Source organism: Rhizobium sp. 10N414, assembly GCF_056394785.1.
In genome coordinates this window covers 342,981-368,162 of record NZ_JBFTIN010000002.1, presented here as the reverse complement: position 1 = coordinate 368,162, position 25,182 = coordinate 342,981, and the positions used below count along the sequence as shown (strand labels likewise).

Below are 25,182 nucleotides of genomic sequence, written 5' to 3'. Positions count from 1 at the left end.
ACAATGACCGCAATGGGCCCGGAACGAAATCGGCCAAGGAAGGCCTGTTTGACGGGAGATTCCTCACGTCAATCCTTTGCTAGTGCACGCGCATCTTGGCCGCGGTTACTGCTTCCAGAAACTTTGCACGCGCTACTTCGGCGTCGACGCGACCGGCAAGGGCGCCCCGGCAGGCATTTCGCGCCTGGAGGAAGGACACCGTTTCACAGTCCTCCCAGCTATCTTTCAGAAACAGGACGGCATCGAAGGCGCTCGATACGAATTCGCTGCCTCGCGAGCCCACTGAGATTTGAATGGGCTTCTCCCACTTGACGATTGACATGACGATCTCCCAACTGGCTCTAGCGACGGGCAAACGTGCAATTCGTGGAAGAGTTCCGTGACCCCTAGAGCGGTCACGAGATGCTGCCGCGAGCGCGCGGACAGTCGACTAGAAAGTGTCGCCGACCGCCCACGCCTCGTGTGCTACCCAGCCCCATCCAATGATCAGCAGATACTAACCTGTTCCCGGTCTTCTCCCTACGTGGTCCAGGTAGCAGTGGTTCAAAAGGAGAGAGAATCCTGCCTGTTGAATTGGTTAGGCTGTGGTTATCCTGTTGATAGGCGGTGGATCGTCTGCTGCCACCGGAAACTGCCCACGCGTCGGTTGTCGGGATGGCGCTGCGGGAGGAACGCCTTAGCGCGTGCCAGGTAGCAAGTTCTCGCGCCCGTCCAGAGTGAGTTCTGGCCCGTGAGCAGTCATCCGGCGTTGCCGCCTTTGCATTCAACTGTCGTCGTGTCTTGGTTGTTCGTCGCTAGAATGCCGCGTAGCTTCGCCAGAGAACATACAGACTGACGCAAAATATCACCCACCTGAAGACCTGCGCGAGGATGTTCCTGTAGTTCGCCAGTCGCGTGGCGGCAATCGTGCCGATGATACCGCCACCGATGCCACCTAGAATGAAATAGCCCGCAGTAAGCCAATCGACAAAGCCCGACGCGGCATAGTTCACGGCCGTCGCCAATCCGAAGGTGCCGACCGCGAGCAGCGAGGTTCCAATCGCGTTTATGAGAGGCATTCCCGTTGCGACGAGGAGACCGGGCACAATAAGGAAACCGCCCCCTATTCCGAAAAGGCCGGAACATCCGCCGGCAAAAAGCGCAATCAGGCTTGTCTTCCCGTGTGTCCGTATCGTCAGCGACTGCTCGGTAACATCCGCTCGGTTCCTCGTCCCTCGCATCATGAAACTGACGAGCATCATCATGAGGCCAAACATGAAGAGCAAATTTTTGCCGTCGATGAGCTTCCCCAGACTGGAACCCATGTAGGCACCGAGACATCCGGCGATCGCAAAGATCAAGGCGCATCGCCACCAGACATGACCCTTCACCGCATGGCCGGCCAGATTGAGATAGGCATTGGCCGAAACAGCGAGAGCCCCTGTGCCAATCGCGGTGTGCACATCGCGCATTCCGACAACATACACCAGCAGCGGCGTGGCGAGGATTGATCCGCCTCCGCCAATCAAACCGAGAATACAGCCGATCAACGATCCTGAGCCGAGAGCAAGCATGAGTTGCGAGAGACTGCCATCCACCTTGTTACGCGCCCCACGCCGATCCCGACAATGCATCGAGGGGAATTTTTAGATAACGACGGCCGTTCTCCTCGATCGGAGGCAGTTCCCCTCCCCGTATATTCACCTGCAGCGCGTGCAAGATAAGCTTTGGCATGGGCAGGATCCTGTCGCGGGCTTCCCGCAAGCCGATGAAGTCACGTCGCGATTGGCCTGCGACATGCGGGTTCTTCCTACGCTGCTCTGCAACCGAGCTTTCCCAAAGTGCCTGACGTCCTTGCGGCATGTAGTCATGGCCGGTGAAGAGGCGTGTCTCCTCCGGCAGGCTCAGGATATCCTGGATTGACTGCCACAGGCTGGCTGCGCTGCCGCCTGGAAAGTCAGCGCGGGCGGAGCCGCCATCGGGCATGAACAGTGTATCATGGATGAAGGCTGCGTCGCCCACGACGTAGGTGATCGACGCCAGGGTATGGCCGGGCGAATGCATGACGCGGACCTCGAGCTCGCCGATGTTGAATGTGTCACCATCACGAAAGAGCCGATCCCATTGCGAACCGTCGCATGCGAAATCATGCCAGTTGTAGATATCTTTCCAGATCTGCTGCACTGCCGTCACATGCTCCCCGATCGCCGTTGGCGCTCCGGTTTTTGCCTTGAGATAACTGGCTGCCGAGAAGTGATCCGCATGAGGATGAGTGTCCAAGATCCACTCAAGCTTCAGGTCGTTGTCCTCGATATAATCGAGGATGATGGTCGCATTTGTCGAAGCGGTCGTGCCGGACTTCTCGTCGAAATCCAGCACCGGGTCGATGATGGCGCAGTTTCGCGTTTTGGGGCACGAGACGACATACTGGATACTGCCAGTGCGCGGGTCGTAAAATCCGGCGACCTCAGGTTTTTGCATGGGGGCTGCCCTCCGGTGCTGCTCCACGCGCAAAGAAGATCGCCCGGCTCGGATCGACGTCGTAATCCTTTTCGAAGGTCGTCGCGTCAGTTGCGATTGTTGCCACTGAATCGAGAATGAACTGCACCTTCTCGTCCGGTAGCAGCACACTAAAGTTCAGCCGGACAAAGCCGGGCTTCTTTAGTTCGTCTCCCGAGAGAATGGCCTGTCTGATCTCCTCGGACTGCTGTTCATCGATCGACAGCAGTCGGTGGACATAAGGCCCTGCACAAGCGCAGCCACCGCGCGCCTGGATTCCGAAGCGGTCACTGAGCATTCGCGTCACCAGTTGCTGGTGGACGTAGCCGCCCTTCCCGTTTCTCACTCTGAAGGAGAAAATCGGCAGCCGATCGGCATTGGACAGACCGAGCAACTCCAGTTGCGGGACGTCCTTCCAGGCTTGGAGTGCACGTCGTGCAAGCTCGCGATTGCGTATCGTCATCGCATCAGCCCCGATCGCATCCTTGACGATGAATGCGAGGGCCGCACGGATATCACCGACCACATTCGGTGTACCGGCTTCTTCGCGCGATTCGAGACTGTCGCTATAATCATGCGTCTGCGGCGAGACGAACTTCACCGTGCCACCACCCGGCCAGGTCGGTTTCTTCGTCGAAAGCCCGTCGCGCCGAAGGATCAGGATTCCGGAGGCACCTGGGCCACCGATGAACTTGTGCGGCGAAACAACGATCGCGTCGATTTCCGCATCGGCGGCAGGTGACATGGAAATCGGCACATAGGGACCGGCCCCCGCATAGTCCCAAATCATCTTTGCGCCAGCAGCCTTGACCATCGCAGTAATCGCCGCGACGTCGCTGGTGATGCCGGTGATGTTTGAGGCAGCGGACAGCGCGCACACCACCAAATCGGCGTTACCGTGCTTGAGCGCATCTGTCAGCAGCGACAGGTCAGGTCCGCCCGATGGACTCTCGGCTATCTCGACAACCTCGGCACCACTTTCCCGCCAGGGCAGGATGTTCGAGTGATGCTCGTAAGGGCCGACAACAATGCGAACGTGCTTACCAGCCGAAACCGCCTCGGCAATGCCATAGAGCTTGACGAGGCGATTGATGCCAGACGTCGCGCCTGAGCCCGTGAAAATTACTGCATGTTGTTCACTCGCCCCACAGAATTCCCCGATCATCGCGCGTGCTTCCCGGCGCATACGGGTCATGAACCCTCCGCAGTAGGAAGCCTCCGTGTGACTGTTGGCATAGTAGGGAAGGATGTCTTCCAGGATGAAACGCTCGATTTGGTGGAGCGCGCGACCGGATGCAACGTAGTCTGCATAGACCAGTTCCTTCGCCCCGTACGGCCCGTCGATCGTCGCATGCGATCCGACCAGCCCTTCCCGGAGGTTGTCCACGAGGCCGTTGCGTTTCAAACTTCGGCGAAATCTGGAAATTGGGGATTCAGTCTGTCGTGCCGCAGGTTGTGCAAAGTCCACGATCGTTCTCCTTCGCCTCGGGGCGTTGACACCGATCGTATCCTCCTTCAGGCTCAAAAAAGTCACCTAATTTTCGCTAATTTCTGTAAAAGACGTATCATATGAACGAAGAAGCTACAAAAATTGACGATTTTGATATGAAGATACTGAGTGCGATGCAGCACGATGCCAATCTCTCGCAGCGCGATCTCGCGGAGAAGATCGGCTTGTCTCAAAATGCCTGCTGGCGGCGACTGCAACGTCTTCATTCCATCGGCCTGATCAAAGGCGCACACTGCGATATCGATCTCCAGGCGCTGGGGTTAGACCTCACCGTTTTCGTGATGATCCGGACGCGCCACCATTCGAAGGAATGGAGCGAAGGATTCCGCGCGCATGTCGAGGGCCTGCCGGAGGTAATCGACTTTTATCGGATCGGCGGGGATTGGGACTATCTGATCAAGGTCATCACCAAAGGCATGTCCGGCTACGACGCATTTTATCAGAAACTGATCACGAACTTCGACCTTGCAACGGTGACAGGCTTCTTTTCCATGGAAGCGATCATCAACAATCGGCCGGTCGAGTTGAGAAAACTGACCTCCAAGGCCCCGGGATCCACCCCGCCGAAAGTGACCCCGACGCGTGACCGCCTCTAGTGCCTCGGCAACGGACTGAATTCTTCCGCCGGTGTTGCTTTCGCACCGCAAACATCCCCGTGGAGGAAGAAAACGATCAACATTTTCGACCGCAAAAGGACCTCCATTTTGCGGGGCAAGGCAGCGACGCAGGCTCACCCTGCTTCTCCTTCGACGCCGACCGCCTTGCAGAAAGCGGCAGGAAGGTGCCGCCCAACCTCCCCGCCCGTCCCGGGTCTCGCCAAACTCACTCGCACACCCTGGGCTGTCTCGCCCGCCGCGGGTAGGGACAAGGCGTTGCCAGAACGGCGGCGTCCGCCAGCCGTCGGTTGGACGTCCGGCGGTGAGCGAAGTTGAAACGGCACCGAAGGAGAGCCTATTCAGGCGAAGCGATTACCCCTTCGATTCGACGAGGATCACCAGAGACTCCGGCACCACCCCGTCGAAGGCCATCGCATCAGCGGCGGCCTTGCTCTGCATCGCCGCCTGCAAGCCATCCATATCTGCAACGTCCATCATCAACGCCACGCGAGTCGGATCCTGAGGATCAACAAACGTTCGGATGTTGGTAACCCCGAGCGGACCAAAAAACTCCTCCCGCTTTGGTGAGGTGAGCCAGTGTTTCGCGCCCTTTGTGATGTTGTGATAGCCAATAATCGTCGGCATGGCATCCTCCCTGCGACGACGACGGCGGCCGGATCAAGGGCCGCGGTCCATCGCGCAAAGCTACTGTGCCCTGTTTTTGCTGGGTTGTGAATTGGTGGCGGTGGGATGACGGAGTTCCACGTCGCAGAGTTCGTTATGAAAGCCACCCGCAGGATCAGTCGTCTGGTGGCGAATGAAATCCAGATGGCAGGAAGGATCCAGCCGAGGGGACTTCGATATCGTTCCGAGACGAAGCGGATGGTCGGCGAACGCTGAACGCGGCGGCTATCGCCCTGAATCCGATCGGGCGATAGGCAGGATCGTCGCCCGGTTCGCCAAGGTCCTTCGATTTCGGATCTTTCAACGCACTGTCCTCCGGACCCCGCAACGACAAGGTCAGATAATACCAGCCTTCCTCTATGCCCGCCACGGAAGAGGCTGCTGTCCGATGCCTTAGTGTCTCCATTGGACAGACCAACCCGCCACGGTAACCTTGACGACGCGCTGACCGACCCAATTCTCTTCGCGAAGAGAGTGGAGGTGCCCCGATCTTCCGAAGGCAACGCAGACCGTTTCCGGCTTTGTCAGGAGCACATGGAAGCTGCGTTTTCGGCCCTGTTCGACGCCGCGATCCAATCTCGAAGAGGTGACCGCCGTGTTCGTCAAGTTGGCTGACAATCATAAGCAGGCCCTTCTTGCCAACCGCGGTCTGGCGCGCCAACTTTTCGGCTTTGAACAAAGCGCAAGAGGTCGAAACCTGGTGCCGGATCGCCCCTTCAACTATTGCTTCTTGCTGCCAGAGATTTGCTTCTAGCCGCCAGCCATCTTGCTGGTGCTGTCTCGACTATCCATTTGTCGATGCAACGGTGGGGAAGCGCCTGCCGACCTTCCGATCTCCTAAGGAGGAAAGTAGATGATTAGTCTAGCGTCGAGCCGCGTATACCGCAAAAGCCGAGTTACATGGTGACGTCGATCTTTGCTCCTCTCGGATATATGCCGCTCCCCGGGCCTGTCGGAACAGCAATTGCATGGTCTCTAATATAATTTGCGGTTGGGAGGCTGGGTGTAATGAACTGGCACAAATCCGATAGTTTCGCTCCACTGATCCTCGTGTTCCATGGTCAACAAAAATACAGGCAGATCCGTTCGCTTCGGCAAATGGCTGAAGTTCTTATTGCCGCCTGGCCCTCCTTTGACGGTGAGGAATACCTGACGGCTGCGAAAATTTGCCTGGATGCGCACCTTGGCACCTGCTCGGTGAACGAGGCACGGATCGCGTTGATTCGTGCTGCCGCAGAAGCAAATATACCGGTCATCACCGTCGTGCCAACAATCTGCGACGAGCAGTCTTCAGTTGTGGAAGGCGGCGTTTCGTTAGTGAAAGGGGTTCATTCCGCATAAGATTAAACCACGATCGGCTTTGCCCCGACGGTACGCTCCGTTGCTCCGTGCACGCTATCCCTCCACGCATTAAATCGCCGGACAACGCCATAAGCCTACGGAATCTTCCGGTAAATCCAAAGCTGGGCCGGAGGAATATTTCGTACCATGAACGCCAAATGGCGCACCTCGTAGCCGGCGGGAAGTGCCACGACCGGAGACAATAGGCCGTAGGTTATTTGAACAACCGGTCTCCCGACGGGAACGCGTTCCAACAGATCGAGGACGAGTGCCAGCCTCCGATCCACAGGCAGGTGCAAAAGCGGGATGGCGGAGATGACGCAATCAAACTTGGCGGCTCGTTTCTCACCCAGCGTTAGGTCGAGTGCAAAAGCGTCGCCGCATCGAATATCGACCTGTGGGAAAAGACTTCGCAGATGCTGACAGAACTCTGGCGAGTACTCGATGGAGGTAAGGTTTTGTGGTGCGATGCCGCGTGCCAGAATTGCTTTGGTAATCACGCCCGTGCCTGGACCGAGTTCAAGTACGGGTAGCCCAGAACCGAGATGCACAACGCTAGCCATCTTTCTAGCTGTCACGGTGGAGGTCGGCGCAATTGCACCGACAGAAGTTCGATCACGTTTCCAGCCCTTTAAGAAAGCAATTTCATCCCTGAACTTAAGTCCGACACGCTTCCGCATACTCATTCAACTGTCCCTTCATTCGTTACGAAGCCTCATCACGAGCCGTCAGCTGCGAGGCCAAAATGCGCTTGTGAAAATCTTTAGGAGGCGCCGGACACGAGCTGTGGCACCGAGAGGGGCTTCGCGTTGTCGTCAAGAATTTCGAACCGGTAACGATTGTCTTCGTCGCACGATACCGAGTAGGTCAGCCTGTCGACGACGTTGTTTTCGGCGTCAAAGGTAAGAACCTTGGGCTTAAGTTCCGTGATCTTGTGCTCGGCGAGATAGATCGAATTGCAGATGATAATCTGGTCCCCGGGCTGGCATGTGCGGGCGGCGGCACCGTTTAGGACACAGCATCTGGATCCGCGCACACCTAAAATGACGTATGTGGAGATGCGGGCGCCGGAGTTCTTGTTCCAGATTTCCACAAACTCCATCGGAAGGATCCCGGCCTCTTCGCAGTGAGCGGGGTCGAGTGTGATCGATCCGTGGTAATTGAGATTTGCCTCAGTCACATGGATCCCATGGAGCTTCCCGGCCACCAATTTTCGCATTTTGCCCCTTCGCTATCGGTCTTGCCCGCTCCGACCGCTGTCGGCTGTCCGGCACTGTAAAGCAGCCGTCGGAAATTGGAGGCTCGCGTCAGAGACTCAAGAAATAACTTCCAACCAGCTAATTAAGTGGGTGCTATCGGATTGGAGGCGTCGTTAACAGGCCAGAATATGTCGTTTGGGTACGGTTAGGCAATTATTGCGCATGCCAACGACGCCTAGTCGGCGGGCGCCAGTTTGCTTGCCGCTCAGCAACTCGAAACACTTTCCGTTCGCGCGAGCGTTGATCGTTGACCTCGCCTCACGCCCTCATCGAGACATGTGCAAGCCCCTGCGTAACTGGGCCGCCACTATTGATCCACCTGTCGCAAATTCAGGGAAGGCCAAGGAAGCCATCCAGAGGGCTCTTGAAGGATTTGTTCTTCGAGGTCTCGAAGGATGAACGCACCCGACCACCATGAGGCTCGGGTGCCCTCCCTCAGCAAGCCAAGGCGCGCTTTGCTAGATGCTCTGGGGCGGTGCGAAGAAGCAGTTGAGGTAATCTTCGTTAGGGTGAAGACAGACATGAAACTCCCCGTCTCCCGAAGGTAACTCGTCGCCGTAGGGCACGAAAAACATGTGTGGTCGTTTGGCGAGGAAGTGGTCGCCCGGATGCAGGATAATTGAGAAGCCACCGCGCATCTTTCGAACGCGTTCGCGCGGAATAGCATCGCAGTCGCCACCCTGGCCACGCCCCCTGCAGCAAGCTGGAGGGTAGGTCCAGCCGGATTCGGCGTCGTGCGCGTCGGAAGAAATACTCGACATTGCACCGATGAGGATGGTTGCAGCTATCATTGTGAACGACGACGCGGTCATCTGACCCTCCCCCCGATCGTTCAGAACATCGCATTTTACGCCCAAGATGGAGAACGAACAATTCCCGTACCCTGTGTGCAAGAGTTTTGGGATCCGGTTGGACGAGCCGGGGGTAAAAGCCTGTTCCACCCCGACTCGAGGTTTTCGCCACCCTCTAAGCTGTCGACGAACCGAGAAAGGGCTTCCGGCAGCATCTGCCCGTTCGCGGTGGAGAGCGGGGGGTATTCCAGCATGAGTTCCGGTCCGAGTGGGGCGATTCCGAACGCAGGCTCTGTGACGCGAGCGGAGTATTAGCTGCGTGTGATCGCAACTACCCTCTCCTGCCTGCTGTGAGCCGTGATCCACCGCTCCGCCGCATCCCGATGTCGAAACGATGCAAGCTCCAACCGAACTCTCGACCTAGCGGCTGCTTTTGACAGACCAGATTGCAATACCCATCAAAGCAAGTCCGGACATTTGAACGAGTGAAAGCGAATGGCCATAGATTTTCCAATCGATCACAAAAGCCGTCATGGGATATACAAACTGCAGTGCGGCAGTTCGACCGGTGCTTAGGCGAGCAAACCCGGCAAACATTACGACATAGGCAAGACCCGTATGGATCGCACCCAGCCCTGCTAGCCAGGCAATTGTGTCCAAATGGCTCGGCCACCCGTGTAGAACTGGCCACCAAAATGTAAGGACAGCGCCAACTAGACACTGCCACCAAGCGAGGGCGAATGAACTTACGGATCTCATCACTTTCGTCAGCAATGGAACCCAGGCGTAGACAAACGAGCCCGACAGGCTCATCAGCAAACCATAGAAATACTCTTGATGCCGCGTGCCCGTACCCATCACGTCGGTCGTCAGCACCAATCCAGCGAATGCCAAGAGCGCCGCGCCCACCTGCTTTCGGGACACCTTTTCCCGAAGAAGCCACACACCGAGCGCCATCGTCCAGAATGGCTGGATATGGAATACGACAGTGGAAACGCCGATTGACGTACGTGGAATCGCGGCGAAATGGAGCGCCCAGCTAATAATCATCAGAACGCCCGTCGCGACAGCGCCGAGTAGGTCCCGTGCCTGCAGCCTGGTTTCAGCCAACCGCCCACTCAACGCGCCCCACGAAAGCAGAGTAAGAAACCCAAAAAAGCATCGAAATGCTACCGTAGTGAGCGGGTCTTGGTTCGCCTGGAGCACGAAGATGCCCACCGTCCCAAGGATCAGCCCGCCAAGCACAATAAGGATCGTGCCCTGGCGTTCCCGTGAGTCACCCGGGACGGCGAAACCGGCAGATGTTGCAAGTGATGTGAGACCCCGTGTGTCCATCGGAAAATAATGGCGCTGGATCGATATCCAGAAAAGCGAATATCTGTTACAAGTATCATTCGATAATCGAATGGACGGTGAGATGAACGATCTCCAGATTGATTGGCTTAGAACCTTCGTGGCAGTTGTCGACACGGGCTCCATCACGGCAGCATCCCGTCAGGTTTCCCGCTCCCAGTCGGCAGTCAGTATGCAACTCAAGAAGCTCGAGGAATGCGTAGGGAGTTCCTTGCTAAACCGGGGGCCACGCCACCTGTCTCTGACCCCTCCCGGCTTCGATTTACTCGCTTACGCCCGACAACTGATCGAATTGCACGGCCGCGCCCAGATCGCGATGCGCGGATCAACGGTTTCTGGGAAGGTCGCCGTCGGTGTCCCTGACGACTACGTCGCGAGTTACTTCGCGCCAATTTTGCGGACCTTCGCCAACCGTTTTGCCGAAGTAGAAATATCAGTCGTTTGCGAGCCATCGAGTTCGCTATTGCCAAGGATCGACCGTGGTGATTTGGATTTGGCACTCGTGACACGCGATATGGCGACCCGAGGGGAGCCAAATCGCGGCATATTCCTTTTCTACGAACCCTTGGTGTGGGTTGCGTCAGACCAACATGAGGCATGGCGGAAAAACCCGCTGCCCTTGGCTTTGCACGAACTGGGAAACCGCTTCCGTGGCGAAGTTTTGGCAGGCATCGCGGCACTTGGGCGGGACTACCGTGTAGTCTATAGCTCACATAACCTAACGGGACAGTTGGCGGTAGTAGAGGCAGGTTTGGCCGTTGCCGTGCTCGCACGATCCAGCGTTCCCAGCCATTTCAAGTTACTGGATACTCGCCATGGTCTGCCGGAGCTGCCTAAAATGGAAGTAGCCTTGGTTCGCAGCAAAGACTCTAAGCGCTCTGCGGCGGTCGACGCTATGCACAGCGAGGTCCTTCAAGTGTTGAATTTCCAGCCTTGATTTTCCGTGTCCGTTGGCAGCATGGCGCCAGGATGACGCCCCCGAGAGGTGCTGTGGCTCGATGGCGGCATTTTCCGATATGGCTGGATTGTTTAACCACAACTTGATCGAAGGACCATCGATAACCATGACATGATGGACCCGCTTGCCTGTTGACCAAAGCCTCAAGAAGCGTGTGAGACATGGTCGTTTCCGGGGCAACTTTCGTGATGACCGGAGACCACCCATAACGCCAGGTCAGAGCACCGCTTGCCTCCCCGCGATTGCCACGCCTTATTGAAAACGGCGTTCAAAATCACAATCTCAAAGTGATGATTGGAGCCTGACGGATGCTATACCTAACTCTCGCCCTCAGCTTTTGCATTTTAACCAGCACATACTTCGTCGGACGTTTGTACGCCGCAAAGACCCGGTTGGTCGAAAAGGCAATTGAGGAAACGATTGAGCGCAAGCTGTCGACATCCCCGATAAGCGCCGAGCTGCACCGCCTGCGGGAAGAGAACGGAGTGATGCGCAACCTTCTGATCGACATGGTGGAAAACGAGGCTTCGCTAGCCGACGCAACCACAATGTCAGAGGTGGAAAGGACACGCGCGGCAAACGCTCGAACACTCCGGCGCCGGGAGGTTTTCGGTGAGGCGATACTCGTGCTTCAGCAGACCAATGGAGGGCGACCCCCAAGCAGACAGCCGACTGAACGGGCCTAAAGGCAGGCCTGGTGTGAACGTCATCCATCCGCCAATCTAAAAGGGTGGCTCTCACTTGGAAGCCAATCGTCATACCCCGGAAGATGGGCGATAAACTGTCAGGCCTATCAGCCCGTCCAGGCGTATACGTCCGCTGGCTCTGCCACACCCTTAAGCACGAATGAACCAACATTCCTAAACCCTTTCGGTACCTGTGCTGCGAATGGCCTTGATGCCAGAAGGCTGTAGCCGACCGTATCTGCAACTTTTTCGATCCGGGCCGCTTCGTTGACTGCGCGGCCGATCGCCGTGAAATCGAGGCGGCGGGAGGCACCTATGTTGCCGTAGAAAACCTCGCCAACGTGCAGAGCGATATCGACCAACAGCTGCGGCTCCTCTTCATCGTTGCGCCTTGCATTCAGCAATTGATTGGCTTTCATGGCCATCCGAGCCGACGACAAAGCACGGCCACAAGCCTCGGAGGGATCGTCGATGTCAGCAGGGAAAATCGCCAGCAGGCTATCACCCATAAATTTGAGGATCTCGCCACCATTCTCCTCCACCGGCCCGGCGATCGCCTCGAAGTGTTCGTTCAGCCAGCCGACGATCCTCTCCGGTGGCCACCGCTCGTTCAAGGACGTGAAGTCTTTTAGATCGGCAAGCAGGATTGCTGCGTATATCGAGGCGCCATCTCCACGACGGGTCTGTCCGCTGAGAATGCGGCCACTGGTTCGCGTCCCGGTGTAGACGGCAAGCATGTCGGTCGCAACGCGGGTGGTTGCAACTCGGCAGCAAGTCAGTGCCAACGCGGGCATCAAGCGTTCGACGTCTGCAATTTGCTGTTCTGAAAATCCGCCGGGTCCATCGACTGCTATCGAGAAGCCCACGCCACCAAGGGCAGTCTCTCCAGGAAACTCCGCAAGCTTGATCAAGTACTCAGTCGCGCCGAGCTGTGCCAATTCGTCAAACAACGGAAAGCTATTGGTTTCGTTCGCCGGCAGGCTCCACCGGCCGTAGAGAAGGTTATTCGACAGCAGATGGAAGATCGGTGAGCGCTCGAACATCTCCTGTCCCGCGTCATCGTGCCCTTGGATGTCAACGGACATGACCGAGTGTGGCGACCACGCGACCGAAAATCCCTTCTGCATCGGGTCGATGGATGGCATTGCAATCGAGGCGCGGACAATCGGATAACCTAAAGCGACCAATCTTGGCCCAAGTCCCTCCATGATCTGCTCGACGCTCCGGCTGGATAGGCCCTCCCCGATGATCCAGTCGATCAGCTCCTGCAAACCCTGCACGAAAAATCCTCCATCATCGCGCATCCACCATAGGCTGGCACTGGATGCCCGGTCGAGAAGGCAAACGAAATCCAAAAGAAAAAAAGGAGGCTTTCCGACGAGGCGGGCGGTCGTAGAAGCTACCTTCGAAAGTTCTCCGCGCTTGCGGGCCTTTACCGTCGTAGAAGGCCAGAACCAGGTTTCCTCGCCTATTGCTGCCGCCTCATAGGGATGCGCGCCTCTTCGCGAGATTGATTGGCGGGTCGCGGTTTGCGAATGGCTGCGCGGTCGGCCAAAGCAAAAAGGCCGACGCGTCTTTCGCGTCGGCCCCAGTCTGCCGGTTAAGCCGTCGTGAACGGCACGGCTACGAAGGTCGTGTTATTGCCGCGCTGTATCAGCAGCAGCACTGACTTCTTCTTGGCCTTCGCAACATCCGCAACTGCGTTCTTGGCTCCACTGGCATTCTGGATTGTCTTGTCGTTGACCGACAGAATGACGTCACCGGCTTTCAGCCCCGCCGAGGCTGCCGGTTTGTCAGGCGATACGTTGGCAACGACGGCACCTTGGACGTCCTGGGAGAGGTCCAGCCGCTCACGAACTTCCGGCGTCAGGTCGACAAGTGCGACACCAATCCGCGGACCGGCTGGGATCGCCTGTTCGGAGCCTTTGGGAGCAGCAAGCTGAGCCATTCCGTCGTCGCTGCTGCCGATCTCGACCTTAAGGTCGACGCTCTTGCCAAAACGCCAAACCGTAACGGTTTTCTTGTCACCAGGAGTAAGATCCGCCACGAGCTGCGACAGGTCCTTCGGTGTCGACACCGGCTTTTCGCCAACCGCCGTAATGGCATCGCCCTGCTTGATACCGGCGCGAGCGGCGGGCGAGTCTTTCGAGACGTTTGCAACAAGCGCACCAGCCGGATTTGCCAGATCGATCGCCTCGGCAACTTCCTGCGTCACCGGCTGGATCTGGACACCGAGGTAGCCGTGGTCGACGGAACCGGCGTTCTGAGAATTTGCGACAACCACCTTTGCCTGATCGGCCTGAATGGCGGATGCGGCAAATGCAGATGACGTTTCGAGGGAGATGGAGGCCGCGCCGATCATAATGGCTACGCCCAGAAGAGCCGCAGATCTGCGGCGATTGACAATGCTTGTCACGATTTCAGTCCTATTAAATTGCTTCACTGCGTAAAGCCTCTCAGTGAAGCTCAACGCTTGGCGAGGATATGAAGCCAGCCAATTATGTTTTCAAATTAAAAGTATATTACAATTTCATTGCCAATAAGTAATGTATTAAAATAATTTAATACTTGATCGCAAGCTTTTGCAACTGTAGCGATGTATTAGCCTTTAGGGAGCTGGCGCTGCATCGTCCGCCCTGGTCGCAAGGGTTTCGCCACAAGGGGGCGGTCACCTCCAAGAAGCTGCGGTCGCCGTTGACCGCGCACGGCCAAGGGCGAAATGACCTCCCGCTGCCTCCTGGTCCTGATCCGCGCTGCACGAGTTTCGCCGAATTCACGGAACCGGGACTTCCAGTCCACTCTTGATGCGGTCCATCGCGACAAACGTCCGGAAACGTTTGACGTTGTTGTTTCCGAAAAAGAGCCGCCGGGTCAGGGATTCATATGCCTTCATGGATGGTACGACGACGACGAGGACAAAATCCGCTTCGCCCGTGACATAGTAGCACTGCTGGATTTCGGGGGTCGCCGCGAATTCCCGCTTGGCGCTTTCGATTTGTTCTGCGGTCTCGCTGATCACCTCCACTTCAACGAAGATTGTGATCGGATGCCCCAGCGCTGCGGGATCGACGATCGCGACATTTGCCTTGATCACACGGGCTTCCGTCATCTTCTTGATCCGGCGCTGAACCGCTGGAGCCGACAGATTGACGGCTTCGCCGATCATTCTCTGCGGCGTGAGGTTGTCCCTCTGGAGGAGGGCGAGGATTTTGCGGTCGAAGTCATCCAAAATGATCTTCTGCGCCAGCGCACCCATACTTTTTCGCTCCCTTGACGAAACAACCTTGCAAATCAGTCCCCAATATTCAGCGCACGATGCGGAGGCAATGCAATATATTTTCCCCTCGAACCCGAGCGAGGCCCCCATGTTTCTCATAAATTCGAATAGCGCCTACAAGTCTCCACTTGACCCACGGGACGCGGAAGCTCTTGGACCGGTGGCTGCCGCGGAGGTCGAGAGGTTCCTGTCGCACCGCCAAAACAACGCGAAGACGCCCTTGGTGTCCCTCGGCGGCCTTGCCCGCAAACTCGGGGTTTCGAGCATCCATATGAAGGACGAAGGCTTCCGGTTCGGCCTTGGCAGCTTCAAGGCGCTTGGCGGTGCCTACGCGGTGATGCGTCTTGTGCTCGAGGAGGCAAGCAAACGCCTTTCCAGGCAAGTCGATGTAACTGAACTTGGTTCACCGGAGGTCCTGGCCGTTGCAAAAACCATGACGGTTGCCTGTGCCACCGACGGCAACCACGGACGTTCCGTGGCCCAGGGGGCGCAGACCGTCGGCGCACGTGCCGTGATTTTCGTTCACTCGGGCGTCAGCGACCAACGGGTGGCGGCCATCGCAGGATTTGGCGCCGACGTGTGCCGCGTCGAGGGAACCTACGACGACTCTGTCAAGGAAGCGTCCAAGGTTGCGATCGAGCGTGGCTGGACAATCGTGTCGGATACGTCCTGGCCTGGCTATGAGCGCATTCCAAGCCTTGTAATGCAGGGCTACACCGCGATATTCCGCGAGGCACTCCGGGAGTTGCAGGACCCGCCGACCCATGTTTTCGTTCAGTCAGGGGTTGGCGGCATCGCTGCTGCGGCAGCCGGCTATCTCGCGCTTGTCATGGGGGACACACGCCCGATCTTCACAGTTGTTGATCCCGAACGTGCAGCATGCATCGTCGAGAGCGCCAGGGCCGGGCATCCAGTGACGGTTGACCACGGTGAGCCGACAATCATGGCCATGCTCGAATGCTACCAGCCGTCCCTGGTAGCCTGGCGCATCCTTTCGCGTGTGGCCGACGCGTTCATGACCGTAGACGAACACGACGCAGTCACCGTCATGAAGAGGCTGGCCCACCCGGTCGGGGGAGACCCCGCCGTCGTGGCGGGCGAAAGCGGTGGCGTTGGCCTGGCCGGATTGATCAGGGCCATCGGTGATCGGCAGATCAAGGCTCATTTGCGGCTTGGAGATCAATCGCGTGTCCTTGTGATCAACACCGAAGGAGCGACCGATCCGCTCAAGTATGAGGCGATCGTCGGGGAAACACCCGGATCTGTTTTGTCGAGAAACGCAGGGGCGGCGGCATGACTGGATCATCGGTAAATGAGGAACGCTTGCTCGGACGTCTGCGTGAACTCGGCTCCATTGGCAGAGACATGGATTGCCGCCTTGTCAGGCTCGCGGCGTCCGACGCGGACAAGCACGGCCGGGATCGCTTGATCGCCTGGATGCAGGAAGCCGGGCTCGATGTCGCAGTCGATCGCATCGGCAACATCTTCGGCATCTGGGCGCCGATACAGGCCGACGATAAAGCAAAACCGCTGATGCTGGGGTCTCATATCGATACTGTGATCAATGCAGGGGTGTTTGACGGCTGTTACGGTGTCCTTTCGGGACTGGAAGTCGTAGAAACTCTGAAATCGGAGGGCTTCAATCCAAACCGACCTATCGCGATTGCTGCATTTACCAACGAAGAAGGCGTGCGTTATGCGCCTGACATGATGGGGTCGCTGGTCCATGTCGGCGGACTTGATGTCGATGAAGCGCTTGCCACCGTAGGCACCGATGGCTCTGTCCTTGGTGAGGAGCTTGCCAGGATTGGCTATGCCGGACCACATCAGCCCGGCTTCCTGCAACCGCACGCCTATATCGAACTCCACATTGAACAAGGGCCGATCCTCGAGCGCGAGGAGACCACGGTTGGGGCCGTCGAGAACCTGCAGGGCATTTCCTGGCAGCGAGTAACCATCGAGGGAGATGCCAACCATGCAGGCACGACGCCCATTTCGCTGCGCCGCGATGCCGGCTTGGCAGCAGCGCGCATCATCACCTTTCTGCGCGACCGGGCGAAGGCCTCTAACACCCCTACGGTCGCCACAGTCGGGTGCATGGAGTTCGAGCCGAACGCAATCAACGTGATCCCCTCGAAAGCGACTTTCACGGTTGACCTGCGCGATCCCGATGAGGAGAAACTGTTGGCGGAAGAAGCTGCCTTGGCAACATACCTCGATACGGTTGCGGACGATGAGCAGGTCACAATCACCACGAAACGTCTGGCAAGATTTCAGCCGGTGACTTTCGACAGCGGCATTGTGGCGGCGGTCGTGGAGGCTGCGACGGCCCGCGGATTGAAATCGAAAAGGATGACCTCAGGTGCAGGGCACGATGCTCAGATGATCGCCAGGATCGCACCCTCGGGGATGATTTTCGTACCCAGTATCGGCGGCATCAGCCATAACCCCAAGGAATTCACGCCCAACACCGATCTGGTCGCAGGAGCCAATGTGTTGCTTGACGTGGTCCGCAATCTCACCGCACCGGAGAACTGATCTCATGACCGACATTGAGACGCTCCATGCCGAAATGAGCGAGTGGCGGCGACACCTCCATGCCAATCCAGAATTCGGTTTTGCGGAGCAAGCCACGGCTGCGTTTGTCGCCGACAAACTTAGAGCATTTGGCCTCGATGAGGTCGCCGAAGGCGTCGGTGGTACCGGGGTTGTCGGAACCCTCAAGCGAGGGACCGGCAACCGCGCCATCGCCTTGCGAGCCGACATGGACGCCCTGCGCATTACCGAGCAGGGTGACATGCAACATAAATCCCGCAACTGCGGGCTCATGCACGCCTGTGGTCACGACGGTCACACCGCTATGCTCCTCGGAGCCGCGAAGATGCTTGCCGCAGAAGGCGGTTTCGACGGGACGGTCCGCTTCATTTTCCAGCCGGCCGAGGAATGGGGCAAAGGCGCACTCGCGATGATGTCCGATGGTCTTTTCGAGAAATATCCGTTTGATGAAATCTATGGCATCCACAATATGCCGGGTCTTCCTGTTGGCTATTTCGAGACAAAACCCGAAGAATTCATGTCGGCGGAGGACAATTTCGAGATCACGCTCAAGGGCGTCGGGGGACACGCCGCCCGACCGCACTGGGGCAGCGAAGTCCTGGTCGCCGCCTGCGCCATCGTTACCAATCTGCAGACGATCGTCGCGCGGCGCATCGACCCGGCCGACATCGGCGTCGTATCCGTCACTGAGCTCATCACCGACGGCACCAGGAATGCCCTGCCCGGCATGGCACGCATTCTCGGTGATGCCCGCAGCTTCCGCAGGGAGATCAGCGAGCGCATCGAGCAGCAGATGCGGATTATCGCGCAAGGCACTGCGCTTGCCTATAATGTCGAGGCCGATGTCCGTTACACGCGTGAATTCGTTCCACTTATGAACGACACCGCCTTGGCTGCCGAAGCCATGGCCGTGGCGGTGGAATTATATGGCGCGTCGAACGCAAGGGTCGCATCAAAACCGATGACGGGATCAGAAGATTTCGCGCAGTTCCTCAGCCGGGTGCCTGGGTGCTTCGTCTTCCTCGGCAATGGCGAGACATCGGCTCCGCTCCACAATCCGAATTATGACTTCAATGACAACGGCCTTGTCCATGGCATGCGATTTCATGCAGCAATAGCGCGTCGACGCCTAGCAAATTGACCAAAGCGACGGCAGTTGCAGGCAAATTTTCGGCATCCAGGATCTAGCGCCTTGCCACAGAAGACGATCATCGCAACGTGCGACGCAGTGACGTTGGTCCGCCGGTCTTTCTGGGCCCAACGCGGGCGACCTCAATCTCAAAATCGAGCCAAGTACCCTGCGGTCGTTCTCTGCCTGGACCGCGAAAGGGTCGGTGAAAAGTGCGCTTGCGCCATGTGCGAGGTACGATGAACCCGGCGCGCAATTTTCTCGCCCGTTCAAGTCGGCTCGCTTCCCTTTCTCACCAATTCGTCACCGAGCCATCCCGGCGTTTCAGATGAGGCGCCTCCCAGAATTCAAAGCTCTGCCTGGCAATCAACTCCTCGTTCACTTCGACCCCCAGGCCGGGCGCATCGGAAACTGGATAGCAGGCAGCCTCAAGCCGTGGCTGGACCGGAAAGAAGTCAGAATTGTCAAAACCCAGATGCGTCTCCGCGGGGCTCGCCCGCGTTTCCAACCAGGCAAAATTCGCAACCGCGGCGCAGAAGTGGATCGTGGCAGCCGTGCATACCGGGCCGAGTGGATTGTGAGGCATCATGTCGACATAGTGAGCCTCGCTCCAGCCGGCGACCTTCATCGATTCAGTCAGACCGCCGACATTACAGACATCAAGGCGATTGAACTGGTGAATGTCGCGCTCGATGAAGGGCAGGAACTGCCACTTCGACGAGAACTCCTCGCCGATCGCAAACGGAACATCGGTCATTCGACGCAGCGCCTCGTAGGCGCCCGGTGTTTCGTCGCGGATTGGCTCCTCGAGGAAGTCCAGTGTGCCCTTCGGCATCTTCTGGCAGAAGCTTGCAGCTTCAGCGACCGTCAGGCGGTGGTGATAGTCGATGCCTAGCACGATTTCCTCGCCCAGTGTTTCCCGAGCTTTGACGCACCATTTCGCTGTCATCGCGATATGTTCGCGGGGCTCGTAAATCTCCTTGTGCTCGTGACCCGAGGGCGAAAGTCGCATGGCCCTCCATCCATGCTCGACCAGCATCTGTGCCTGCTCGATCATCGCTGGCCCCGGCTCCGCGAAGGTCGTCGCAAAGGTTGGTATCCGGTCGCGCTGCTTGCCGCCGAGCAACTCGTAGACGGGCACGCCAAGCGCTTTGCCCTTGATGTCGTGGAGCGCGATGTCGATCGCCGAGATCGCAGCCTGCAATACGCGACCGCCCTCGAAATACTGGCTGCGATACATCTCCTGCCAGAGCGCTCCGATCTTGAACGGGTCGCGGCCACGCAAGAATTCCGCATAATGTTCCAGCGCACCGACGACCGCCTTCTCGCGGCCGGAGAGTCCACTTTCGCCCCAGCCGAAAATCCCGTCATCGGTCTCGACCTTCACCAGAAGCTGGTTGCGAATGCCAACCTTGACGGCGTAGCTCTTGATTGCTGTGATCTTCATGTCCGTTCTCCGGTTACCAGTGCCAGAGCGTGCCGTCTTCGAGACGGTTCACAGGCAGATAGGCGCGCTGATATGGATATTTCTCGGCAAGCTTTTCATCGATATCGACGCCGTGGCCGACCGCATCGCCCGGATGGAGATAACCGTCATCCAGGCTCCAGGCACTCGGGAACACCTCAAGGATTTCCGGCAGGTAGCCCGAATATTCCTGGATGCCGAAATTCGGCACCCAGAGGTCGAGATGCAGGTTGGCGCCGAGGCAGATCGGCGACATGTCCATTGCGCCGTGGCAGGCAGTGCGGACATTGTAGACGCTGGCGAAATCCATGATGCGCCTTTGGGCGGTCACACCGCCGGCATGTACCGTGGTCGTCCTGATGTAGTCGATCAGCTGCTCTTCCATCAATAGCCGCGCGTCCCAGATGGTGTTGAAGACTTCACCCACGGCAAGCGGTGTCGTGGTGTGTTTGCGGATCAGACGGAAGCCCTCCTGATACTCGGCCGCCACCGTGTCTTCCAACCAGAAGAGCCGTGCAAATTCGAGGTCTTTACCCAACCGCGCCGCTTCGATCGGCGTGAGGCGATGGTGGCTGTCATGCAGGAGCTCAATGTCCCAGCCATGCGCCTCGCGGACCGCCTTGAAGAGTTCGGGAACATAGCGCAGATATTTCGACGTCGACCATGTTTCTTCGTGGGGAATGGCATCGTCTGCAGCGTTGTTGGTGACCGACTTCTTGCCGGTGCCATAGACGTCGGGCAGGCCGGGAATGCCGACCTGAACACGGATCGCCTTGTAGCCCTGCTCTATCCGCTTGCCGACCGCTTCGACCGCTTCGGCAATATCAGTGCCCTGCGCGTGTGTGTAGCACAGCACCTTCTCGCGGCTGGCGCCGCCCAGCAGCTGGTAAAGCGGCATGTTGGCGGCTTTCGCCTTGATGTCCCAAAGTGCGGTATCGATACCGGCGATCGCCGCCATCGTCACAGGACCGCGGCGCCAATAGGCTCCCTTGTAGAAATACTGCCAGATATCCTCGATGCGGCTTGGATCGCGGCCGATGAGCAATGGTGCAAGATGATCCTGAAGATAGGCTACGACGGCCTTTTCACGACCGTTCAGAGTGGCGTCGCCGACCCCTGTCAGCCCCTCGTCGGTGAAGATCTTGACGGTGACGAAATTGCGTCCGGGCGAGCAGACAATGATTTTGACGTCGGTAATTTTCATGACTTATCCGTTGGCTGAAACTGTACGTGCGGGGTCGTAGCGGAACCGGTTGTGGATGCGCCGGTTGCGCGGGTCGGGATGAGGAATGGCGGAGAGCAGCGCGCGGGTATAGTCATGCGCCGGATTGTTGACGACCTGATCGGTGTCGCCCGCCTCGACGATCTTGCCGCGATACATCACAGCAACGCGGTCGCACATGTAGCGGATAACCGACATATCGTGCGAGATGAAGACGTAGGAGAGACCGAGCTCGTCCTGCAACTTCATCATGAGGTCAAGCATCTGTGAGCGCAACGACACATCGAGTGCCGAGGTTGCTTCATCGGCAACAATCAGCCGCGGCTTGAGCGCAATCGCCCGCGCAATACCGATACGCTGTCGCTGACCGCCGGAAAAAGCATGCGGGTAGCGTTCACGCCAGGCCGGTTCGAGGCCGACCTGCTGCATAAGTTCCGAGACCCGATCATCGAGGGATCTGCCCTTCACGCCAGCGAGCTTCAGCGGCTCGGCAATGATCTGGCCGACCGTCTTGCGTGGGCTGAGCGATCCGACCGGGTCCTGGAAGATCATCCGGATATCGTGGCGAACATCCTTCAATGTCGTTTTGTCGGCCGAGCAAAGATCGACCGTGCTGCCGTCAGCGCGGCGGTAATTCATAGCGCCGGCTTGCGGATCGTAAATGCGCAGCAAGCAACGTCCCATTGTCGTCTTGCCCGAGCCGGATTCACCGACGATGCCGAGGGTTTCACCGGCACGAACGATCAGCGACACGTCGTCCACTGCCTTCAGGCCGGATGGGAAAGTCAGCGAGAGGTTCTTGACCGCGAGTAGCGGCGGCGCGCCAACGGGGATTTCGGATCGTGTCAGCCGAACTTCCGCCTTCTTCTCCAACTTGACGACCGAACCGATCAGGCGGCGCGTGTAGTCGTCCTTTGGTGCGTGGAAAATCTGCTCCACGGAGCCACGCTCCATCACCTTGCCCCGATACATCACCAAGACTTCGTCGGCGATTTCGGCAACGACACCCATGTCGTGGGTAATGAAGAGCACGGCCATGCCGTGGCTGTGCTGCAGTCGTTTGATCAGATCGAGAATTTCGGCCTGGGTGGTGACGTCGAGTGCTGTCGTCGGCTCATCGGCGATCAGAACCTGGGGATTGCAGGCGAGCGCCATGGCGATCATGACCCGCTGGCGCATGCCTCCTGAGAATTCGAAAGTGTAGCGGTCGATTGCGGTTTCAGGGCGCGGTATTTCGACCTGGCGCAGCAGCTCGAGAACGCGGTCGCGCTGCGCCTTGCCGCGAACGCCGAAATGTATGCGCAGCGCTTCGCCGATCTGCGCGCCGATACGATGGACGGGCGACAGTGAACTCATCGGCTCCTGGAAAATCATGGCGATCTCCTTGCCGCGAACGCCGCGAATTTCCTTGCCGCGCGGGTCGAGCTTGGCGAGATCCACCGATGTGCCGTCTCCCCGCGTCAATACGATCGAACCATCCTCGATACGACCGGGTTTATCGACGATCTGCAGGATGGAGCGCGCCGTAACCGACTTCCCGGATCCGGATTCGCCGACAACACAGAGTGTCTTTCCGCGTTTCAGCTCGAAGGACACGTCGTCGACCGCCTTGAACAGACCCGTTCGCGTCGGGAAGTAGGTTTTCAGGTTGTCGACCTTGAGGAGTGTATCGTTGTTCATGGTCATGACACCGACTCGTAGGGATCTGCGGCATCGCGGAGGCCGTCGCCGAGGAAGTTGAGGGAAAGCACCGAGATGACAATTGCGGCAGCCGGCGTGAACAGGAGCCAGGGCGCTTGAGCGACCGCACGGATGTTCTGCGCCTCCTGAAGGAGCACGCCCCAGGAAATGATCGGCGGCTGTAGACCGACGCCGAGGAACGAGAGTGCGGTTTCAGCCAGGATCATCGAGGGGATCGCCAGCGTCAGCGTGGCGATGATGTGGCTCATGAAGGACGGCACCAGATGGTGGAAGATGATGCCGAGCTCGCTCATGCCGTCGAGACGTGCGGCAATCACGAAGTCCTCATTGCGCAGAGAGAGAAACTTGCCACGCACCTCCCGCGCCAGGCTCGTCCAGCCAATCAGCGAAACGATCAGGGTGATGACGAAATACGTCCTGAGCGGTGGCCAGCCAACGGGGATTGCTGCCGCCAGCCCCATCCATAGCGGGATCGTTGGGATCGAGCGCAACAGCTCGATGAAACGCTGGATGGCGATATCGGCCCAGCCCCCGAAAAATCCGGATATGCCGCCGATCGTGACGCCAAGGATCAGGCTCATGAAGACGCCGACAAGGCCGATCGAGAGGGAGATCTGTGCACCATGGACCACGCGCGAGAAGATGTCTCGTCCGAGGCGATCTGCGCCAAAGATGTACATGCTGTCTCCCGGCATCGGGTTGGTGAGGCCAAAGAGCTTGGTCCTCATAGGGATGAAGCCGAGGAGAGTGTATGGTTGCGCCGCAGGTACGAAAAAGCCGACCGGGATCGGCTTGGCAGGATCCGGGGTGAACTCACGCCGCATGGATTCTGTGTTCAACGTCATCTTCAGCTGATTGACGTGTGGGCGCAAGGAGCCGTCCAGCAGAAGCGATATACCCTGTGGAGGGGCGTAGGTGAAACGCGCATTGGTCGCGTTGGGATCGAACGGTGCGATGAAATCCGCGAAGGCAGCGACGAGATACATGAACACGATGACGACAAGGCTTGCCAGAGCGATCTTGTGCTTCTTGAATTTCAGCCAGAAGAGCCGCCATTGGCCGGCAACGGCAATATCACTGCGGTGAAGGTCGATCGATGTGCCGGTCTCCGGCGGGAGCTGAGTGATGTCTGTCATTGGAACCGGATCCGCGGGTCAGTGATGGCGAGCAGGATGTCGGAAATCAGCGTGCCGATGATGGTAAGCACCGAAATCAACAGGATGAGCGAGCCAGCGAGATACATGTCTTGTGCAAGCAAGGCGCGCAGCAGCAGCGGTCCCGTCGTCGGCAAGCTCATGACAACCGAGACAATGATCTCACCCGAAATAACGGCGGGCAGGATCCAGCCGAGCGTCGAGATCAGCGGATTGAGTGCAAGGCGCACCGGGTAGCGAATGAGAAGCTCGAATTCGGACATGCCCTTGGCGCGGGCCGTCGTCACGTAGGGCTTGGACAATTCGTCGAGCAGGTTGGCGCGCATGATGCGAACGAGTGCTGCAAGCGAGCCGAGGCCGATGACGAGCACAGGCAGCCAGACGTGTTTGGCAAAATCGCCAAGCTTGGCAAAACTCCAGGCCGCGTCGACGAAAGCGGGCGAAAACAGGCCGCCGACACTTTGGCCGAAATAGGCCGACATGACGTACATCGCCGAAAGCGCCATCAGGAAGTCAGGCACGGCCAGAAAGAAGAAGGCAAGGAAGGTCGCGGAATAGTCGGAGATCGAATACTGGCGCACGGCCGACAGGATGCCGATCGGAATGGCGATCGCCCATACGAAGCAGAGCGTCAGCAAGGACAGGAGGAGAGAGAAGCCAAGGCGGCCCCAGATCAATTCGGTGACCGGCTTGCCGAGCTCGAATGAAATCCCGAAATCGCCATGCATGAGGATCCCGGCCATCCATTTGTAATATTGGAAATACATCGGTTGATCGAGACCGTAGCGCTCACGCATGGCGGCAACCGTGCCCTCTTCGACCGCCCCACCCTGGCTTGCCCAGTCGGCCATCAGAGTCGTGAGATAATCACCGGGCGGGAGTTGGATGATGACGAAGGCGATGATGGAAACGGCAAGGAGTGTCGGTATCGCGAACACCAGCCGTTTGGCGATATAACGGAGCATGATTTCTGACCGCTCGATAGGATCGAAGGGGCGGACCGGGGGGAAGTTTCCCCGCCG

The 25,182-nt window shown here is 58.1% G+C and carries 23 protein-coding genes; 6 read left to right on the top strand and 17 right to left on the bottom strand.

The genetic code is table 11. The annotated features are described in order from the left end of the window. Nucleotides 1-79 precede the first annotated feature (79 nt). From AC1DE4_RS04935 to AC1DE4_RS04920, 4 genes are all read right to left on the bottom strand, one after another. On the bottom strand, nt 80-322 hold the full coding sequence (locus AC1DE4_RS04935; RefSeq protein WP_025662248.1) for a DUF982 domain-containing protein: 243 nt from the start codon (nt 320-322) through the stop codon (nt 80-82). A gap of 472 nt (nt 323-794) precedes the next feature. Continuing rightward, complete coding sequence (locus AC1DE4_RS04930) at nt 795-1,613, bottom strand: sulfite exporter TauE/SafE family protein (protein ID WP_477880305.1); 819 nt, start codon at nt 1,611-1,613, stop codon at nt 795-797. After that, nucleotides 1,582-2,460, bottom strand: coding sequence for an MBL fold metallo-hydrolase (locus AC1DE4_RS04925; RefSeq protein ID WP_025662246.1), 879 nt, complete (start codon nt 2,458-2,460; stop codon nt 1,582-1,584). Before AC1DE4_RS04925 ends, AC1DE4_RS04930 begins: the two co-directional genes overlap by 32 nt. Beyond that, on the bottom strand, nt 2,447-3,946 hold the full coding sequence (locus tag AC1DE4_RS04920; RefSeq protein WP_025662245.1) for an aminotransferase class V-fold PLP-dependent enzyme: 1,500 nt from the start codon (nt 3,944-3,946) through the stop codon (nt 2,447-2,449). The genes AC1DE4_RS04925 and AC1DE4_RS04920 overlap by 14 nt, the downstream gene beginning before the upstream one ends. A gap of 101 nt (nt 3,947-4,047) precedes the next feature. Between AC1DE4_RS04920 and AC1DE4_RS04915 the strand changes: the two genes are divergently transcribed. Next, nucleotides 4,048-4,584: an Lrp/AsnC family transcriptional regulator gene (locus AC1DE4_RS04915; RefSeq protein ID WP_025662244.1), complete on the top strand. Its 537-nt coding sequence runs from the start codon at nt 4,048-4,050 to the stop codon at nt 4,582-4,584. Nucleotides 4,585-4,956: 372 nt separating this feature from the next. Here AC1DE4_RS04915 and AC1DE4_RS04910 read toward each other — a convergent pair whose 3' ends face one another. Beyond that, nucleotides 4,957-5,229: a hypothetical protein gene (locus tag AC1DE4_RS04910; RefSeq protein WP_018855691.1), complete on the bottom strand. Its 273-nt coding sequence runs from the start codon at nt 5,227-5,229 to the stop codon at nt 4,957-4,959. Between the two features lie 1,047 nt (nt 5,230-6,276). On the opposite strand from AC1DE4_RS04910, the gene AC1DE4_RS04905 reads away from it, so the two are divergent. Further along, entirely contained in the window at nt 6,277-6,609 is a 333-nt protein-coding gene (locus AC1DE4_RS04905; protein WP_025662243.1) for a DUF982 domain-containing protein, read from the top strand. Nucleotides 6,610-6,704: 95 nt separating this feature from the next. Here AC1DE4_RS04905 and pmtA read toward each other — a convergent pair whose 3' ends face one another. From pmtA to AC1DE4_RS04885, 4 genes are all read right to left on the bottom strand, one after another. Further along, nucleotides 6,705-7,295 carry a phospholipid N-methyltransferase PmtA gene (pmtA, locus tag AC1DE4_RS04900; protein ID WP_477880301.1) on the bottom strand — a complete coding sequence of 197 codons (591 nt, stop codon included), beginning with the start codon at nt 7,293-7,295 and terminating at the stop codon, nt 6,705-6,707. Between the two features lie 77 nt (nt 7,296-7,372). Beyond that, nucleotides 7,373-7,828 (bottom strand): aspartate 1-decarboxylase, encoded by a 456-nt coding sequence (gene panD / locus AC1DE4_RS04895; RefSeq protein WP_025662241.1) that lies wholly within the window; start codon nt 7,826-7,828, stop codon nt 7,373-7,375. A gap of 498 nt (nt 7,829-8,326) precedes the next feature. Further along, the gene (locus tag AC1DE4_RS04890) at nt 8,327-8,680 is read right to left on the bottom strand and encodes a hypothetical protein (protein WP_051420122.1); all 354 of its coding nucleotides are present in this window, start codon (nt 8,678-8,680) and stop codon (nt 8,327-8,329) included. A 399-nt stretch (nt 8,681-9,079) separates the two neighbouring features. Further along, a complete protein-coding gene (locus tag AC1DE4_RS04885) occupies nt 9,080-9,994 on the bottom strand; it encodes a DMT family transporter (protein WP_477880298.1) in 915 nt (304 codons plus the stop codon). Nucleotides 9,995-10,076: 82 nt separating this feature from the next. Here AC1DE4_RS04885 and AC1DE4_RS04880 point away from each other — a divergent pair, with 82 nt between their 5' ends. Beyond that, a complete protein-coding gene (locus AC1DE4_RS04880) occupies nt 10,077-10,949 on the top strand; it encodes a LysR family transcriptional regulator (protein ID WP_025658568.1) in 873 nt (290 codons plus the stop codon). Between the two features lie 814 nt (nt 10,950-11,763). On the opposite strand, the gene AC1DE4_RS04875 is transcribed toward AC1DE4_RS04880, so the two are convergent. The 3 genes from AC1DE4_RS04875 to AC1DE4_RS04865 form a co-directional block, all read right to left on the bottom strand. Beyond that, nucleotides 11,764-12,936 (bottom strand): adenylate/guanylate cyclase domain-containing protein, encoded by a 1,173-nt coding sequence (locus AC1DE4_RS04875; RefSeq protein WP_025658566.1) that lies wholly within the window; start codon nt 12,934-12,936, stop codon nt 11,764-11,766. Between the two features lie 320 nt (nt 12,937-13,256). After that, on the bottom strand, nt 13,257-14,072 hold the full coding sequence (locus tag AC1DE4_RS04870) for a PDZ domain-containing protein (protein ID WP_477880295.1): 816 nt from the start codon (nt 14,070-14,072) through the stop codon (nt 13,257-13,259). 357 nt (nt 14,073-14,429) lie between these two features. Further along, nucleotides 14,430-14,912 (bottom strand): Lrp/AsnC family transcriptional regulator, encoded by a 483-nt coding sequence (locus tag AC1DE4_RS04865; protein WP_025658564.1) that lies wholly within the window; start codon nt 14,910-14,912, stop codon nt 14,430-14,432. A gap of 109 nt (nt 14,913-15,021) precedes the next feature. On the opposite strand from AC1DE4_RS04865, the gene AC1DE4_RS04860 reads away from it, so the two are divergent. From AC1DE4_RS04860 to AC1DE4_RS04850, 3 genes are read left to right on the top strand one after another with little or no spacing between them, the layout of a single operon-like run. Then, a complete protein-coding gene (locus AC1DE4_RS04860) occupies nt 15,022-16,230 on the top strand; it encodes a diaminopropionate ammonia-lyase (protein WP_477880293.1) in 1,209 nt (402 codons plus the stop codon). Beyond that, nucleotides 16,227-17,471: an allantoate amidohydrolase gene (locus AC1DE4_RS04855; RefSeq protein WP_477880291.1), complete on the top strand. Its 1,245-nt coding sequence runs from the start codon at nt 16,227-16,229 to the stop codon at nt 17,469-17,471. Before AC1DE4_RS04860 ends, AC1DE4_RS04855 begins: the two co-directional genes overlap by 4 nt. 4 nt (nt 17,472-17,475) lie before the next feature. After that, nucleotides 17,476-18,630 (top strand): amidohydrolase, encoded by a 1,155-nt coding sequence (locus AC1DE4_RS04850; protein WP_025658561.1) that lies wholly within the window; start codon nt 17,476-17,478, stop codon nt 18,628-18,630. 280 nt (nt 18,631-18,910) lie between these two features. Here the strand turns inward: AC1DE4_RS04850 and AC1DE4_RS04845 are convergent, their stop codons facing one another. Genes AC1DE4_RS04845 through AC1DE4_RS04825 form a run of 5 tightly spaced genes read right to left on the bottom strand, consistent with a single transcriptional unit; the run spans nt 18,911 to nt 25,125 of the window. Beyond that, a complete protein-coding gene (locus tag AC1DE4_RS04845) occupies nt 18,911-20,065 on the bottom strand; it encodes a mandelate racemase/muconate lactonizing enzyme family protein (RefSeq protein WP_025658560.1) in 1,155 nt (384 codons plus the stop codon). Between the two features lie 13 nt (nt 20,066-20,078). Next, nucleotides 20,079-21,287, bottom strand: a complete 1,209-nt coding sequence (gene manD, locus AC1DE4_RS04840) for a D-mannonate dehydratase ManD (RefSeq protein ID WP_025658559.1) — start codon at nt 21,285-21,287, stop codon at nt 20,079-20,081. A gap of 3 nt (nt 21,288-21,290) precedes the next feature. Continuing rightward, nucleotides 21,291-22,991: an ABC transporter ATP-binding protein gene (locus AC1DE4_RS04835; RefSeq protein WP_025658558.1), complete on the bottom strand. Its 1,701-nt coding sequence runs from the start codon at nt 22,989-22,991 to the stop codon at nt 21,291-21,293. Continuing rightward, nucleotides 22,988-24,142, bottom strand: coding sequence for an ABC transporter permease subunit (locus AC1DE4_RS04830; RefSeq protein WP_025658557.1), 1,155 nt, complete (start codon nt 24,140-24,142; stop codon nt 22,988-22,990). The genes AC1DE4_RS04835 and AC1DE4_RS04830 overlap by 4 nt, the downstream gene beginning before the upstream one ends. Further along, nucleotides 24,139-25,125 carry an ABC transporter permease gene (locus AC1DE4_RS04825; protein ID WP_025658556.1) on the bottom strand — a complete coding sequence of 329 codons (987 nt, stop codon included), beginning with the start codon at nt 25,123-25,125 and terminating at the stop codon, nt 24,139-24,141. Before AC1DE4_RS04825 ends, AC1DE4_RS04830 begins: the two co-directional genes overlap by 4 nt. Nucleotides 25,126-25,182: the final 57 nt, after the last annotated feature.